The organism is Photobacterium sp. BZF1 (assembly GCF_014349205.1).
Classification (GTDB): Bacteria; Pseudomonadota; Gammaproteobacteria; order Enterobacterales; family Vibrionaceae; genus Photobacterium.
In genome coordinates, this window is sequence record NZ_JACSOF010000021.1 from 40,271 (window position 1) to 55,466 (window position 15,196).

The 15,196-nt window shown below is 46.8% G+C and carries 12 protein-coding genes; 6 read left to right on the top strand and 6 right to left on the bottom strand.

What is annotated here, in order from left to right; genetic code table 11:
* Positions 1-27 precede the first annotated feature (27 nt).
* Positions 28-351: a nitrite reductase small subunit NirD gene (gene nirD / locus BIZ37_RS06690; protein ID WP_187460838.1), complete on the bottom strand. Its 324-nt coding sequence runs from the start codon at positions 349-351 to the stop codon at positions 28-30.
* On the bottom strand, positions 351-2,912 hold the full coding sequence (gene nirB, locus BIZ37_RS06695) for a nitrite reductase large subunit NirB (protein WP_187460839.1): 2,562 nt from the start codon (positions 2,910-2,912) through the stop codon (positions 351-353). The genes nirD and nirB overlap by 1 nt, the downstream gene beginning before the upstream one ends.
* Before the next feature lie 437 nt (positions 2,913-3,349).
* On the opposite strand from nirB, the gene BIZ37_RS06700 reads away from it, so the two are divergent.
* The 4 genes from BIZ37_RS06700 to BIZ37_RS06715 all read left to right on the top strand — a co-directional run bounded on the left by BIZ37_RS06700 (position 3,350) and on the right by BIZ37_RS06715 (position 8,814).
* Positions 3,350-5,581 carry an alpha/beta fold hydrolase gene (locus BIZ37_RS06700; RefSeq protein ID WP_187460840.1) on the top strand — a complete coding sequence of 744 codons (2,232 nt, stop codon included), beginning with the start codon at positions 3,350-3,352 and terminating at the stop codon, positions 5,579-5,581.
* A 109-nt stretch (positions 5,582-5,690) separates the two neighbouring features.
* Positions 5,691-5,948 (top strand): hypothetical protein, encoded by a 258-nt coding sequence (locus tag BIZ37_RS06705; protein ID WP_187460841.1) that lies wholly within the window; start codon positions 5,691-5,693, stop codon positions 5,946-5,948.
* Between the two features lie 470 nt (positions 5,949-6,418).
* Entirely contained in the window at positions 6,419-7,594 is a 1,176-nt protein-coding gene (locus BIZ37_RS06710) for an aromatic amino acid transport family protein (protein ID WP_187460842.1), read from the top strand.
* Positions 7,595-8,016: 422 nt separating this feature from the next.
* Positions 8,017-8,814, top strand: coding sequence for a DUF4922 domain-containing protein (locus tag BIZ37_RS06715; RefSeq protein ID WP_187460843.1), 798 nt, complete (start codon positions 8,017-8,019; stop codon positions 8,812-8,814).
* Positions 8,815-8,824: 10 nt separating this feature from the next.
* On the opposite strand, the gene bluB is transcribed toward BIZ37_RS06715, so the two are convergent.
* From bluB to BIZ37_RS06730, 3 genes are all read right to left on the bottom strand, one after another.
* Entirely contained in the window at positions 8,825-9,469 is a 645-nt protein-coding gene (gene bluB, locus BIZ37_RS06720) for a 5,6-dimethylbenzimidazole synthase (RefSeq protein WP_187460844.1), read from the bottom strand.
* A gap of 174 nt (positions 9,470-9,643) precedes the next feature.
* On the bottom strand, positions 9,644-11,731 hold the full coding sequence (fusA, locus tag BIZ37_RS06725) for an elongation factor G (RefSeq protein ID WP_187460845.1): 2,088 nt from the start codon (positions 11,729-11,731) through the stop codon (positions 9,644-9,646).
* 396 nt (positions 11,732-12,127) lie between these two features.
* On the bottom strand, positions 12,128-12,355 hold the full coding sequence (locus BIZ37_RS06730; RefSeq protein ID WP_336596067.1) for a c-type cytochrome: 228 nt from the start codon (positions 12,353-12,355) through the stop codon (positions 12,128-12,130).
* Between the two features lie 303 nt (positions 12,356-12,658).
* Here BIZ37_RS06730 and BIZ37_RS06735 point away from each other — a divergent pair, with 303 nt between their 5' ends.
* Positions 12,659-13,201 carry a heme NO-binding domain-containing protein gene (locus tag BIZ37_RS06735; protein WP_107297719.1) on the top strand — a complete coding sequence of 181 codons (543 nt, stop codon included), beginning with the start codon at positions 12,659-12,661 and terminating at the stop codon, positions 13,199-13,201.
* A gap of 2 nt (positions 13,202-13,203) precedes the next feature.
* A complete protein-coding gene (locus BIZ37_RS06740) occupies positions 13,204-14,949 on the top strand; it encodes an ATP-binding protein (RefSeq protein ID WP_255526690.1) in 1,746 nt (581 codons plus the stop codon).
* Between the two features lie 27 nt (positions 14,950-14,976).
* Here BIZ37_RS06740 and BIZ37_RS06745 read toward each other — a convergent pair.
* Positions 14,977-15,196 (bottom strand): TrmH family RNA methyltransferase (locus BIZ37_RS06745; protein ID WP_304622262.1); only part of this gene is annotated, 220 nt, incomplete at its 5' end.

Below are 15,196 nucleotides of genomic sequence, written 5' to 3' on the forward strand. Positions count from 1 at the left end.
AATCTTGCTCTTTAACCGGCTGATTGATTACGCCGCGATTTCGACTTTGCCGTTAGTCACACGGGCATTGAAGGCTTTAATGTTAAAGCGCTCATCTTCCATGCAAGCACCGGTCGACAAGTTGAAGCGTTGCTTCTTCAGTGGGCTAGCAACCCAAAGCTCGTCTTGGTGTTGGCAAATCAGGCCGCGTGACAGCACATTCGAGCGGGCAAACGGGTCCATGTTGCTGATGGCGAACACTTCTTCAGCTTCACTTGGGCGGAAGATAGCAACTTGCTGACCGTTGAACAGTGCACAGACACCAGTACCCGGAGTGATATCTTGGATATCGCAAATTAGTTCAAAAGCCATTATTCGTTCTCCAATTCAACGTGCAGGATATCGCCAACCGCACCTGGGTGTTTTTCAGTAAATGTGGCCGGACGGTGCTGGTCACGCTCGGTGACGAAAACCACGTTGTCATCACGCAAGTCAGAGTTGATAAAGTGGGCGAAGCGGGTCAGTTGCGACTCGTCGTTGATTGTCGCCGTCCACTCACACTCGTACTCATCGACCAACTTGGCAACGTCAGCTTCAAGTTGGGCGTTGATACCCAGTTTGTCTTCAACAATTACTTCGCGTAGGTAGTCGACGCCACCTTCCATGTTTTCCATCCATACCGAGGTACGCTGAAGTGGCGCAGCAGTGCGGATGTAGAACATCATGAAGCGGTCGATGTACTTAATAAGGGTTTCTTGGTCTAGGTCGCTGGCAAGTAGGTCGGCATGGCGAGGCTTCATACCACCGTTACCACACACATACATGTTCCAGCCGGCATCTGTTGCGATGATGCCAAGGTCTTTGCCCTGTGCTTCGGCACATTCACGGGTACAGCCAGAAACACCGAACTTCATCTTGTGCGGGGTACGGATACCCTTGTAGCGGTTTTCGATAAATGAGCCTAGGCCAACAGAATCCTGAACGCCGTAGCGACACCAAGTCGAGCCCACACAGGTCTTCGCCATACGCAGTGCTTTGGCATACGCTTGACCTGTTTCGAATCCTGCATCAATTAGCTTGCGCCAGATTTCAGGAAGATCATCTTTTTGTGCACCGAACAGGCCGATACGCTGTGCACCGGTTACTTTAGTGTACAGGCTGTACTCTTCAGCCACGGCAGCAAGGGCAGCAAGTGCTTGTGGTGTAACTTCGCCGCCAGCCATACGCGGAATCACGGAGTAGGTACCGTCTTTCTGGATATTGCCCAGGAAGTTGTCGTTGGTGTCGTGCAGTTTAACCAGTTGAGGCTTGAGGATGTGCTCGCCCCAGCATGAAGCGAGGATAGAACCAGCCAGCGGCTTACACACTTCACAGCCGTAGCCTTTACCGTACTTCTCTAGAAGTTCATCGAAGGTTTTGATTTCTTCGATACGGATCAGGTGGAATAGCTCCTGGCGTGAATAGGCAAAGTGCTCACATACATCGTTCTTCACTTCGATACCGGACTTGGCCAGCTCGGCATTTAGAACAGACGTCACAAGCGGAATACAACCGCCACAGCCAGTACCCGCACCTGTTACTGCTTTAACATCTGCCAGAGTGTGGTTGCCATCAGTTACGGCTTGGGCGATTTTTGCCTTGGTAACATCGAAACAAGAACAGATCACAGCGCTATCAGGCAGGGCATCTGCGCCAAGCGATGGCTTTTCGGCACCCGCGTGGGCCGGGAGGATCAATGCATCAGGGTGCTCAGGCAGCTCCATTTCATTGAGCATTAGCTGCAGCAGGTCACCGTAGTCAGACGTATCGCCAACCAGTACAGCACCCAAAAGCTTCTTGTTATCTTCAGAAACGATCAGGCGCTTGTAAACCTCTTGCTCTTCGTTCTGGTAGACAAAGCTCTTGCAGCCAGGTGTACGACCATTGGCGTCACCGATAGAGCCAACTTTTACGCCAAGCAGTTTCAGCTTGGCACTCATGTCAGCGCCTTCAAATCGGTTGTCTTCACCAATCAGGTGGCTCACTGCAACCTGCGCCATCTTGTAACCCGGGGCCACCAAACCATAGAACATTTCGTTCCAAGAGGCACATTCACCGATGGCGTAGATGTTTTCGTCTGACGTCTGGCAGAAATCATTGATAGCCACACCACCGCGAGGGGCAACATCCAGCTCCATTTGACGGGCCAGTTTGTCCTGTGGGCGGATACCTGCAGAGAACACAATGAAGTCTGTTTCAAGCTCACTGCCATCTGCAAAGCGCATGACGTTACGAGCATTAGTGCCTTCTGGCGCAATCTCCAACGTGTTTTTGCTGGTATGGACGTTCACACCCATGCGTTCGATTTTCTGGCGCAGTTGGTTACCGCCAGCCAGATCTAACTGTTCTGCCATCAGTTTTGGTGCGAACTCAACAACGTGGGTTTCTACCCCGAGTGCTTTAAGTGCACCGGCAGCTTCGAGGCCAAGCAGGCCGCCACCGATAACAACACCGACTTTGCTTTTCTTGGCGTTGGCTTCGATAGCTTTGAGATCTTCGATTGTGCGGTAAACAAAGCAGTCTTTGCTTTCGTGGCCTTTAATAGGTGGAACAAACGGGAATGAGCCAGTAGCGAGGATCAGCTTGTCGTATTGAACTTCACGACCCGTGCTGGAGTAGATGACGCGGTTTTCGCGATTGATGTTAATCGCACGTTCGCCAAGCAGGATGTTGATTGAGTGTTTCTGGTAGAAGCCTTCTTTAACGAGCGAAAGTTCTTCGGCGGTGTGGTGGGAGAAATACGATGACAGATGAACCCTGTCATAGGCGACACGAGGCTCTTCACAGAAGACGGTTACCTCGTAATTGTCCATATTGGCTTTATCGACCAACTCCTCGATAAAGCGATGGCCCACCATTCCGTTGCCGATGATGGCCAGTCTCACTCTGCTCATAAGATCCTCTACTACAAAGTCATAAATTCTGAATGGGATCTTAATGAGACAATGTGTGAATAAATATGACGTAAATCAATTACAGTTTTGAATAGCCCTAAAGGGGTAGTCCTTTAAAAATCAACAGCTTAAAATACATAATATTGTATTACAAGAATAAATATGGAGAATTAATACAATAATTATGAAAGAGATAGCCTTTAAGATGTGTTCTTTTCTTACATATTATGAAGTTTATGTGACAGTCATGTTTTTTGCTTCTGATGCCAGAAGATTGGGAGGATGTCACTTGGGGGTGAAAGAATAAAAACATATAAAAAACATAAATAATATATTAAATCAATTATTTAAGAGAGTGTGGTCGTCGGGGTTTTGCTGCTTTTCATTTAGGATAGCCGAGCGTCTGAAAGCAGTTTAATAAACCGATGGAAATGACAATGATAAAAAATACACAACCTCTATGTCTGGCACTTGTCATTGCGGCTACGCTCACGGCCTGTAATGAGATAGATACTTCAGAAGATCCACGGCAGTATGTTCCATTCAATCTGGATCAGGTGATCTATCCCAACGATATTCTACTTACCGACAGTGATGGTACCCTGGAGCTTGAACAAGAAGCGAATGGCGATGAAGTGGATTACCGAAACTACGAGAACGTCTATGGTGCGCTAGATGGATGGTCAACAGGCTACCCGATAGTATTGCCAATTTCAGGTCCAGAAGATGCACTTGATACGACAACACTGACTGAGAAAACGTATATCTTGAATGTTGAAACCGGTCAGTTGCTCAAACCAAACGAAGACTATGTGGTTGAAGTCACCGAGTCGGGTGATATTCGGGTGCTGCCGAAAGTCGTGCTACCTGAATCGACAACCTTTGTCCTTGCGCTTTCAGATGGTATTACCGATATCGCGGGCAATACGCTACGACGCTCCAATTATTACCAAAGCCTGACTGAGGGCGATAATTTAGGCCACGCAAAAGGTGATGCATTCGTCAGCCAGATCCAAAGTAACCATAATGATTTAGCCGCAGCAGGAGTACAAGAGAGCATCGTTTACAGTGCGCGCTTTACCACGCAGAGTATTTATCCTGTCATGGAAGCGGCTAAAGCAAATATACCTGAGCAGGGCCTTAAAAATATTAAAGTGCTCAATGACGGTAAGTTCGCCAAGGTGTGGACGTATGAAGCGACGATTGAAGTCCCGTATTACCTAGAGATGCCTAATGCGTCTAACTGTGAAGTTGCTGCCTTGTACCCTGAAGGTAGCGAACAGGCAAGGACGATCAATATTGATCCTGTGAGCTATTGTGAACCGCTCTACAGCTGGTGGAAAGATGGTAGTAGCAATTTTGTCCACGGGGGAAACCCTGAACCGGTTGCGCAGAGTGTTGAAGAAATTCCCGTCTTGATATATGCCCCTAAAGGCTGGACCCCAGATATTCCAGCGACAAGCGGTGTTGCTTTACCTGCATCGATATTTGTTCATGGTATTACCGGTTGGAAAGAATCTGCGCAAACAATGGCCGAAAGCGTCGTAGGTGAAGACCGTTTGGTGGTAGCTATCGACCAGCCTTTGCACGGTGCCCGAGGTGTAGATTTGAACGGTGATGGGGTGATGGATATTACTACTACCAGCACCGAGGAGAACGAAGATAAGTCGGTATACCTCAACTTACTAAGCCCACTGACTTTGCGTGATAACCAACGCCAGGCAGTGATTGATCAGCTTGCGTTGCGAAAAGCCCTTAACTCTACGCCTTATGTTGATACTAGCGACGTTAGCCTAATTGGACACTCACTTGGTGGCATTGTTTCTACTATGGTCAGTGAACTATCCCAAACTGAGGAAGCACTAAAATTCTCAACGGTTACTCTGGTGGTACCTGGTATGCATTTGACTGACCTCGTAATGAACTCAGACCTGCTCGGCGATGAAGTGGCAAACGAGATAAAGGAATCGAGCGATATTCAGTTAATGGTTGCCCAAATGCTAGGCGTCTATGACTCAAGCGAGCAGACTAAACTTGAGGGCCTGAACGCACTTGAGAAGTTTAAATTTGAAAGTGATGAAAATGAGGCACAAGCGGAGGAACTAGAGCAGACGTTTTACGATATGGCTGTGGCTGATATGTTCCCTGCGGTACAGGCAGCCGTGGATTCAGGCGACCCAGCAAACTTTACAACCCAGCAGGCGAATAACCCTGACCAGCCAATCTTGCTTATTGAAGCGGCAGGCACTTGCGATCCTGAGTTGGGCGATTGCCAGTTGGGCGAAGATTACCTTCCTGATACCGTTGTGCCAAATAAAGCGACAGGTTTGCCGCTTGTTGGTACTGAGCCTTTAATTGACCATCTGTCACTGATTAATATTACTGACAAAATTGCTGATCAGGGTGTTGTAAAAGGTGCTATCAGGGTCATGCACGGTGGGCATGGTTCCTACTTATTCCCTTATGAAGGCCCTGCGATTGAAGTTGAAGGAGAGGATGGGGAAGTTGACCTCGTTCCGGCCCCAATCGGCCATGAGGAGTTTAACCAGGATAAGGATCTGCTTATTGAGTCAATGAAAGCTCAGCAGGTAACGATTGCAGAGTTTATCCGCAGTAAAGGTACCGTAATTGAGTTTGACTCAAGGTACTTCCATACCGAGGTTAAATAACACTGAACTGCTTAATTTCTCGGCGTACACCGACGTGTTGTGATATTGGTACTTGAATCTCATTTTGTATTTGGTACAAACATAGGATGAAGAGGTTCCGGAGACAGGGATGACAACAGATAAATCGGTGGCCGAGAAATTACTGAGCCAGGAAATTATGGATCAGGTACGTAAGCAAGGCGCCATCAACGCCCTCGAAGAGGTCTATAGTAAAGCGCGCTATGCGCGTTTCACCCGTGTGAAGTGGAGTGGTAACTTCTACGACGGCCTACTTTTTGACGATGGCAGCACCATCAGTGTTTACCCAGCCTCGTTTAACAAGCTGACGCTCATCGCGGCAAAATCCGGCGAGGTAATATCAGCTTAAGCCCTATTTCTAAGTGACAACTAACCCTTTGAGCCAATGGCCAAAGGGTTTTTATTTGCCTAAAATCTTAATTTTCATTTTTGAAATATAAGATTTCATGTGCAAGTATTGAAGTGCTTCTAATGACCATATAAGTTGCTAACTGACCAAACAAAACAAGGGTAATCAGTGGAAGGTTACCTTACTTATAGGGATTTATCGTTGTTGGAGTACGATTAATGAACAATAAAACTACGGGGAAGATCCATCTATCCTCGGCCTCTTCTTTAGCGAACGCTTGCGCTTGCCTCTCTCAACCTGCCAAACCTTCCGCAAACTTCCAGTTTTACGGCTATTTTGCCGCATTCCGATTTAGTCACTAATTCTCTATTGCTGCTTTTTCATCTGCAGCACATTGATAAATAGATTATTTCCCCATTTTTGTTTTCTGCCCTTTAGGTGGCGGAGACACATTATTACGAGACAAAATTGTGAATCTAAAACTGCTTGGTAGTTCTCTTATTATTGCGGGTACGGCACTGGGTGCCGGTATGTTGGCTATCCCTATGGTGTTGGCTCAGTTCGGGCTGGTATGGGGCACGTTGCTTATGCTGGTGATCTGGCTTGGTACAACATACGCTGCCCTTCTCTTGCTTGAAGCCAGTATTAAGGCGGGTGGCGGCCTTGGCATGAATACCATTGCCCGCAAAACGCTAGGTAAAGGTGGCCAGCTGGTGACCAATGGCCTGTTGTATGCGTTGCTTGTTTGCCTGTTGATGGCTTACATCATTGGGGCAGGGGATCTGGTACAGAAGCTGCTATCGAGCATCGGCCTTGATCTCAGCCTGATGCAGAGCCAGATTGTCTTTACCTTGGTTGCTGGTGTGGTCGTCGCTGCAGGTACTGCTGTGATTGATAAGCTTAACCGTGCCCTGTTTGCTGTGATGGTCATTATGTTGGTGCTAACGCTACTTTCATTGGTACCGACTATTTCAATTGAAAACCTGATGGTAGCAACCAGCGACAATAAGATTGACCTGATCAAAACCAGTTCGGTATTGTTCACCAGCTTCGGCTTTATGGTGGTTATACCATCGCTGGTAACTTACAACAAAGAAGCGACCCATAAGCAGCTACGCAACATGGTTGTGATCGGCTCGCTTGTCCCGTTGTTCAGCTACCTGCTATGGCTATATGCGGCGATGGGTAACCTAAGTGCAGAGCAGATGGTTGATTTCAATAACGTTTCTGAACTGATTGCGGCACTGGGCTCAAGCCACACCATGATTAACCTGATTCTGTCAGTGTTCACAGGCCTTGCCCTGCTCACTTCTTTCCTTGGCGTGGCAATGGCCCTGTTTGACCAAAACGTGGATACGTTCCGCCAGAACCGAGCAGTGACTTACGTACTGACATTCATCCTACCGTTAGCGGGTGCATTGTTTGCTGCTGATCAGTTCCTTTCTGTACTAGGTTACGCCGGTATTATCTTGGTATTCCTGGCAGTATTTATCCCAATGGCGATGACGATGAAGTTGCGCAAAGAAGATGACAGTACATTTGAGGTCGATGCGTCAGGTGTGCTGTACCAAGCATCAGGTGGCCAGTTGGCAATGGGCTTGAGCTTCCTATTCGGTTGCTTCCTGCTGGCGGCAGAGTTGATTTAATATCGACGAAGTTTTGAAAATCAAATAGGGATAAGGGCGTTTACTGGGTAAACGCCCTTTTTGTTTCTACCTGAATGATGCAAAAGGCAAACAGGCTGGATAGGTAGGATGCGACCAAACAAAACTACCTGTTGAAGTTTTAGCGACCAAACAAAAACTTCTAACTGCTCTATGGAGTACTATTGGGAATAGGATAAAGCAGTGTTTTCCAATGGCATTGATAATACAAACTTTCGTGGTTTGCAGCTATATCTAGCCTTCATCCTGTATATGGCGAAAAAGGCTATCGTTGTAAACTAATGTGTACACCGCGTTAGGTAACTTCAAGGGTTGTCTATATGGTTGAATAAAGCGTTTTGAAACAAACACCTTGGGCGCACTTGGGTATACAATGGTGAAAGAAGGATAGAGAGGAGGGACTTATGTCCGGTCATACTGAAACGCTGTGGGAAAAAGCAACCCAAGTTTCTGAGCATGCGTTGGCAGACGGTAGCCTGATGCCGATAGTTACCGATGCCCAAGTGATAGAAGAGCAGGGTATCGCATTTTTAGGCCATGTCGTTACGCCCAATGCAACCAAGAAGTTCCGAGCGACCTCGACCCAAGGCAACCCCTTCCTTCCCTATGAAGAATCACTTTATGTTGCTGATGTCGGGCGAGAGCATGTTTGTTTGTTGAATAAGTTTCCGGTTCTGTCTCCACATCTGCTTATTTGCTCGAAAGCTTTTGTCCCGCAGCAGTCATGCTTAAGCCTTTGTGACTTTGAGGGCTGGTTAAAAGGATTTGATCACCCCGATGTGTTTGGCTTTTACAATAATGGCCCTATTGCTGGAGCAAGCCAAACACACCGCCATATGCAGTTAGTTCGCTCACCCATCCCACTTGAGCAGGTCATTGCTTCTGGTCAATTGCCTTTTGAGCACCGGCTGTTGTCACTGCAAGCGCTGGATGCCAAAGAGCTGTATGTAAACTACCTTTCGATGATGGCCAGTTTGGCATTGTTGCCAGCAGCTGAAGGCGAGAATTGCTCTCCTTACAACCTTCTTTTGACGCAGCGTTGGATGTTATTGTTTCCTAGAAGCGCAAATAACATCGATGGTGTCTATGCCAACGGGATCAATTACTCAGGACGTTTTCTGGTCAAGCATGAAGAACAGTTGGCGTGGCTAAAGCAGTACGGGGTGATGAAATACCTTGCCGATTGTAGTCGGCAGGCTTGAGCCGAGACATTCAGTCAGTCCATTTGTCGTAATGGATGGCTTGCTCTAACGGGCGGCGAGACTGCCAACCTCGCTTTTCAAGTTCAGGCTCGTCATGAAAGAAACGGGTATAGCCGAGACAAAGATAGCCAATGATTTCGATATCTTCAGGGATATTGAGCGTGTCTCTAAGTACATTATCATGGAGGATACTGACCCAACCGAGTCCGAGGTTTTCTGCTCTTGCTGCCAACCACAGGTTTTGGATAGCACATACCGCGCTATATAAATCCATTTCTGGCTTGATTGTTCTACCAAGCACCACTGGGCCAACTCGGTTTCTGTCACAGGTTACGCAAATACCTATCGGTGCTTCTTCTATCCCTTCTAATTTCAGGGCTTGGTATTTGCCCCGTTTTTCTTGATCAAACATTTGTGCAGATTGTTGATGAGCTGCGATAAATCCCTGTTTGATTTTGGTTTTTGTCTCAGGCTTGGTCACAACAATAAAGTCCCAAGGCTGCATGAAACCAACACTTGGCGCATGGTGGGCTGCTCTGAGCACTCGCTCGAGCACTTTCACGGGGATAGGGTTAGGCAAGAATTCACCACGGACATCGCGCCTTGAGAAAATCGTCTTGTATACCGCTTCGCGTTCTTGTGGTGTTATTTCCATATGTCGTTGCTCAATCAAGTTAGTACTTTATCAATAGTCATAGCATGATAAGTGGTGCGAGCAAGAGGGGGAAGGGGTTAATGCTACTTGGTTGAAATGATTTCAAAAAGGCAAAAAAACCCGATAGCCAGGCTACCGGGTTTTATCAGCAATTAAAGCTTACTTTGATAAGAATTACTTCTTAGCTTCGCGCTCTTTAACTTCTGCGATTACCTGCTCAGCAACGTTTGCTGGACATGGTGCGTAGTGTGCGAACTCCATAGAGAACTGACCACGGCCAGAAGTCATAGTACGTAGGTGACCGATGTAGCCGAACATTTCTGATAGAGGAACGTCTGCTTTAATACGAACACCAGTAGTACCAGCTTGCTGGTCTTTGATCATGCCGCGACGACGGTTAAGGTCACCGATTACGTCACCAACGTGGTCTTCTGGAGTGAACACGTCAACGTGCATGATTGGCTCAAGAAGCTGAGCACCAGCTTTAGGCATAGACTGACGGAATGCACCTTTCGCTGCGATTTCGAATGCTACTGCTGATGAGTCAACTGCGTGGAAACCACCGTCGAATAGCTCAACTTCAACGTCAAGAACTGGGAAGCCAGCTAGGACACCGTTGTCCATCATGCCTTCGAAGCCTTTCTCAACTGCAGGCCAGAATTCCTTAGGAACGTTACCGCCAACAACAGTTGAAGAGAACTTGAAGCCAGAACCAACTTCACCTGGCTTGATGCGGTAGTCGATCTTACCGAACTGACCAGAACCACCAGACTGCTTCTTGTGCGTGTAGCTATCTTCAATTGCTTGAGTGATAGTTTCACGGTAAGCAACCTGTGGCTGACCAACGATTAGGTCTACGCCGTAAGTACGCTTAAGGATATCAACCTTGATGTCTAGGTGAAGTTCACCCATACCTTTAAGGATGGTTTCGCCAGTTTCTTCGTCAGTTTCAACCTGGAATGATGGATCTTCTGCAACCATCTTACCGATAGCGATACCCATCTTCTCAGAACCGCCTTTGTCTTTAGGCGTTACTGCGATAGAGATTACTGGAGTTGGGAAGATCATTGGCTCAAGAGTACACTCGTGCTTAACATCACATAGAGTGTGACCAGTTTGAACGTTCTTCATACCAACAACAGCGATGATGTCACCAGCTTGTGCTTCAGTAAGCTCGTTACGGTCATCTGCCTGCATCTCAACCATACGGCCGATACGCTCAGTTTTACCAGTCGCAGAGTTAAGGATAGTGTCACCCTTCTTCATGCGGCCAGAGTAGATACGGATGAACGTAAGTGCACCGAAACGGTCGTCCATGATTTTGAACGCAAGCGCTTTTAGTGGCTCATCAGCAGAAACAGTTGCAACTTCACCAGTTGGCTCACCAGTTTCTTTGTCTGTTAGCGGCTGAGGATCAACTTCTGTTGGAGATGGTAGGTAATCTACAACAGCGTCAAGGATAAGCTGCATACCCTTGTTCTTGAACGCAGAACCACAGAAAGTTGGGAAGAACGCGATGTCACGAGTACCCTTACGGATACAACGCTTGATGTCTTCGATAGAAGGCTCTTCACCTTCCATGTAAGCTTCCATTAGGTCATCGTCCTGCTCAACAGCAGTTTCGATTAGCTCTTCACGGTAAGCTTCAACGTCGTCTACCATGTCAGCAGGAACGTCTTTGATTTCGTAGTTTTCTGGAAGACCAGTTTCGTCCCAAACGTACGCTTTGCGGCTTAGTAGGTCAACAACACCAACGAAGTCGTCTTCACGACCGATTGGAAGAACCATAACTAGCGGAGTAGCACCAAGAACGTTCTTAACCTGATCAACAACGTTGAAGAAGTCAGCGCCCATACGGTCTAGTTTGTTAACGAAGATCAGACGAGATACTTCTGATTCGTTCGCGTAACGCCAGTTAGTTTCTGACTGAGGCTCAACACCACCAGAACCACAGAATACACCGATACCACCGTCAAGAACTTTAAGAGAACGGTATACTTCAACTGTGAAGTCAACGTGTCCAGGAGTATCGATAACGTTTAGGCGGTGGCCGTTCCAGAAACAGCTAACTGCTGCAGACTGGATTGTAATACCACGCTCAGCTTCCTGCTCCATGAAGTCAGTAGTTGATTCGCCGTCGTGTACTTCACCAGTCTTGTGGATCTGACCAGTAAGCTTAAGGATACGCTCAGTAGTAGTGGTTTTACCCGCATCAACGTGCGCGAAAATACCAATGTTTCTGTATTTAGATAAATCTGCCATTGTTTTTCTCTATAAACAATTAGTGTCACTATTCGGTGGGGGAGTATATCACTGATTCCAACAAACATTACATAGCTCATTTAAGATAAAATGAACATTTGCTTGTTTTTGCTCCGTCTTTTCAGGTTTTCTGGCGTAAACGCTCAATAAACCCACAGGAGCTGCATGTAATAACACATTATGTTTCATCAATCACTGTCAAATTACGCTTTGACAACGGGCTTTTGAGACACACATTGTGATCATTTACCTGCTCATTGTTCACTGAATGTGAACGATGCTAATGTAAAAATGGCAGCCGACATGCCACCAAATCCGCTTAATTCTAGTAGTAAACGCTAAAAGCTACCAGTGGCTTAGGGTAAATTCCCTGACAGTGGAGCATAGGTTGTAACATTATGGTTGCTCGGAAAAATAGATAGCAATGTCTGCCAAATCTTGGTCAGTGAGAACGGAAAGTTGTTGCTTCATCATGTTGCCATATACGCCGGTACGCTCACCTTTTTGATACGCTTTCATGGAGTTATAAAGGTATAGGGCGTTTTGGTTGTTGATATGTGGGTAACCATTCTTTTTGGCCACACCCGTTTGGCCATGACAGAACTGACAGGAAAAAGACTTCATTTTACCGTCCTCATAGTTACCGGAAGGCATCGAGCCTGCAAAGGCGGCTGAACCGGAAAATGTACTTGCTATATAAAGGAAGGAAAAAAGGATGTTACGTTTCATGGGGTGCTTAGACTTATGATAATTGACCACAAAATAATGCTACTTCTATCCTTTCGCAATAGCGTGGTTACAACCTTTTACTGAAAAAGACTGAGGTAAAGGGCTTGGGGTTATATCTAATGAAATTAGTTGCAATAATTTTGACCACAAGCCATTCGTTTCCCATACTCAAATCATGGGCAAAGGGAGATTAAGTCTATGAAAGGAATTATTTTTACCGAGTTTCTCGATATCGTTGAAAATCGCTTTGGTTTAGAGGTATGCCAGCAGATGCTTGATGATGCCGGGGTTGATGGGATCTACACGGCAGTGGGAAGTTATGATCACCGGGTTTTGGTGAAGATGATTGTCTGTTTGAGTAAAATTACGGGTGTGTCTCCTGAGGCGCTACAAGAAGTCTATGGCGAGGCATTATTTACACGTTTGTTAACGACCATGCCACTCGGTAACGGTGATAAGCCAACAGGTACTTTCAGCTTCATTGAAAGGGTAGAGCGACACATTCATATTGAAGTGAAAAAGCTTTACCCCAATGCCAATCCACCGCAGTTTGATTTCATATCACAAACCTCAGCCAAGATGGTGCTCGACTATATATCCGCACGTTGTTTTTCCCATGTATGCCTAGGCTTGATCCGTGGTTGTGTCCAGCACTTCAACGAAGAGATGGATATTGAGATGGAGCCTGTCAACCAAGACCAGAGCCATGTCCGGTTTACGCTGACCCTTAACGCGGGGTAATTATGGGCCTTGAACGCATGGATCTGGAACGCCAAGTTGCTTTGATGCAAAAGAAAATTGACCGGGAACGTGAAGCCAGGAAAATGGCTGAAACGTTACTGGAGTCAAAAAGTTTAGAGCTCTATCAGACCAAACAGTTGGTAGAACAGAACCTCGAACAGATGCGAGATCAAGTCGCCAGTGGGTCGGATTTTCTTTCTTATCAGCAAAAGATGGATAACTTGCTGCTTCGCTTCGGGCATACGTTCCTTAAATACCAACCTTCTTTTGGCATTATCAAAGAATTGCTTGATGCTTTGATCTCCAGCCATGCGGTGAGTGGCTGCGCGGTTAAGATAAGCTGTCAATCAACACCTGCTCTTAATATTACGTATTGCTCTGAAATCGATGAGAAATGCACGCCTCCCGCCAAGTTGGATACGATTGGTGAGCATTGGGACGAAGGCCATCAGCTACATTGGTTTTCTCTGAGCAATTCAGCGGTGACAGGGTATTTCGTTACCCGTATCGATGAGAGAAGGGAGTGGCATACCACTATCCGTAAGCATATGAACCTTATCGGTGAAATGCTGCGTACGTCGATTGACCGCCAGTTAAAGCTTGAAGATGCTATCCGTGCCAGAATGTCTGCTGAGGAGTCGGAGAAATCAACCCGTGACTTTTTGGCAATGATAAACCATGAACTGCGAACGCCATTGAATGGCTTGCTGGGTACTGCAGAGCTGTTATCCGATACCCAATTAGATAACCACCAGAGCGGTCTGTTGTCGACGCTTCATCACTCAGGAGAGTTGCTGCGGGCGATCATTAACGACTTGCTTGATTACAGCAAGATCAATGCAGGGATGATGGAACTAGCCATTAAGCCTTTCGATAGCCGCTTGATGACCAATATGCTCAAAGATATTTTCCAGCATCCCGCCAATGAAAAGCAGTTAGATTTTTCGATTCATTTCATGCCGGATACGCCACAGTGGTTGCTGGGAGATGAAGACCGTATCAAGCAAATCTTCGTAAACTTAATTGGTAACGCCATAAAGTTCACCCAGCAGGGATACGTGTCGGTCACTATTGGGTGGCAAGATGAGGCGCTGAGGTTTATGGTGCGAGATTCAGGTTGTGGGATCCCCAAAGATAAAATCGCTACCTTATTCCAGCCGTTTACCCAAGTGGATAACTCCAGTAACCGCCAACACGAGGGAACGGGGTTGGGCTTGGCTATTTGTAAAAAGCTGGCTGAGCAAATGAAAGGTTGGATCGACGTTGATAGCGAAGATGGCCGGGGCACAACCTTTACGGTGACTTTGCCGCTGGAGATCAATCAGGTCACGGTTGATGAAAGTAAAGGCCAATTGGGCGGTGCAGCATCTATTGACGATCTGTCTATCTTGGTTGTAGAAGATTTGAAAACCAACCAGATGATCATCAAGTTGATGCTGGGTAAGTTCGGCATTACGCCGGCGATTGCCGATAACGGCCAGAAAGCACTAGAAATACTTGAGCAGCAGGATTTTGATATTGTCCTGATGGATTGCCGAATGCCGGTGCTTGATGGTTATGCAACAACTGAGCGTTTGCGCAGCACAGGATATAACAAGCCCATCATCGCTTTAACTGCGGGGACCACTAAAGCAGAGCGGGAAGAGTGCTTTACGGCGGGTATGGACGATATTCTCTGCAAGCCTTACCAAAGCGCTGAGCTTAGGGAGATGATAGAAAAATGGGGCACAGAAACTGTCCCCCATTAATGCTCTAGCGTATTTAGGTCTCTGGCCTTAGTGGTTTGAGAACCCTTCACCTTTGGCCATACGGTCGTAAAGGATGACATTGACCGCTGCGGCAAGGTTCATGCAACCATTCGTTGGGACATAAATGGTCTCACGGCAAAAGTTGGTAATTTCTTTCTTCAACGTACCGTCTTCAGGGCCAAAGATATAAAACGCGCGCTGAGGGTGCCTATACTCCGGAAGGGGCTTTGCGCCTTCAATCAAATCA

Bases quoted from the DNA above. Each gene is read 5' to 3' on its own strand.
- BIZ37_RS06700 (WP_187460840.1), top strand. From the start codon at position 3,350: ATGATAAAAAATACACAACCTCTATGTCTGGCACTTGTCATTGCGGCT.
- fusA (WP_187460845.1), bottom strand. From the start codon at position 11,731: ATGGCAGATTTATCTAAATACAGAAACATTGGTATTTTCGCGCACGTT.
- nirD (WP_187460838.1), bottom strand. From the start codon at position 351: ATGGCTTTTGAACTAATTTGCGATATCCAAGATATCACTCCGGGTACT.
- BIZ37_RS06735 (WP_107297719.1), top strand. From the start codon at position 12,659: ATGAAAGGAATTATTTTTACCGAGTTTCTCGATATCGTTGAAAATCGC.
- BIZ37_RS06740 (WP_255526690.1), top strand. From the start codon at position 13,204: ATGGGCCTTGAACGCATGGATCTGGAACGCCAAGTTGCTTTGATGCAA.
- bluB (WP_187460844.1), bottom strand. From the start codon at position 9,469: ATGGAAATAACACCACAAGAACGCGAAGCGGTATACAAGACGATTTTC.
- nirB (WP_187460839.1), bottom strand. From the start codon at position 2,912: ATGAGCAGAGTGAGACTGGCCATCATCGGCAACGGAATGGTGGGCCAT.
- BIZ37_RS06730 (WP_336596067.1), bottom strand. From the start codon at position 12,355: ATGAAGTCTTTTTCCTGTCAGTTCTGTCATGGCCAAACGGGTGTGGCC.
- BIZ37_RS06715 (WP_187460843.1), top strand. From the start codon at position 8,017: ATGTCCGGTCATACTGAAACGCTGTGGGAAAAAGCAACCCAAGTTTCT.
- BIZ37_RS06705 (WP_187460841.1), top strand. From the start codon at position 5,691: ATGACAACAGATAAATCGGTGGCCGAGAAATTACTGAGCCAGGAAATT.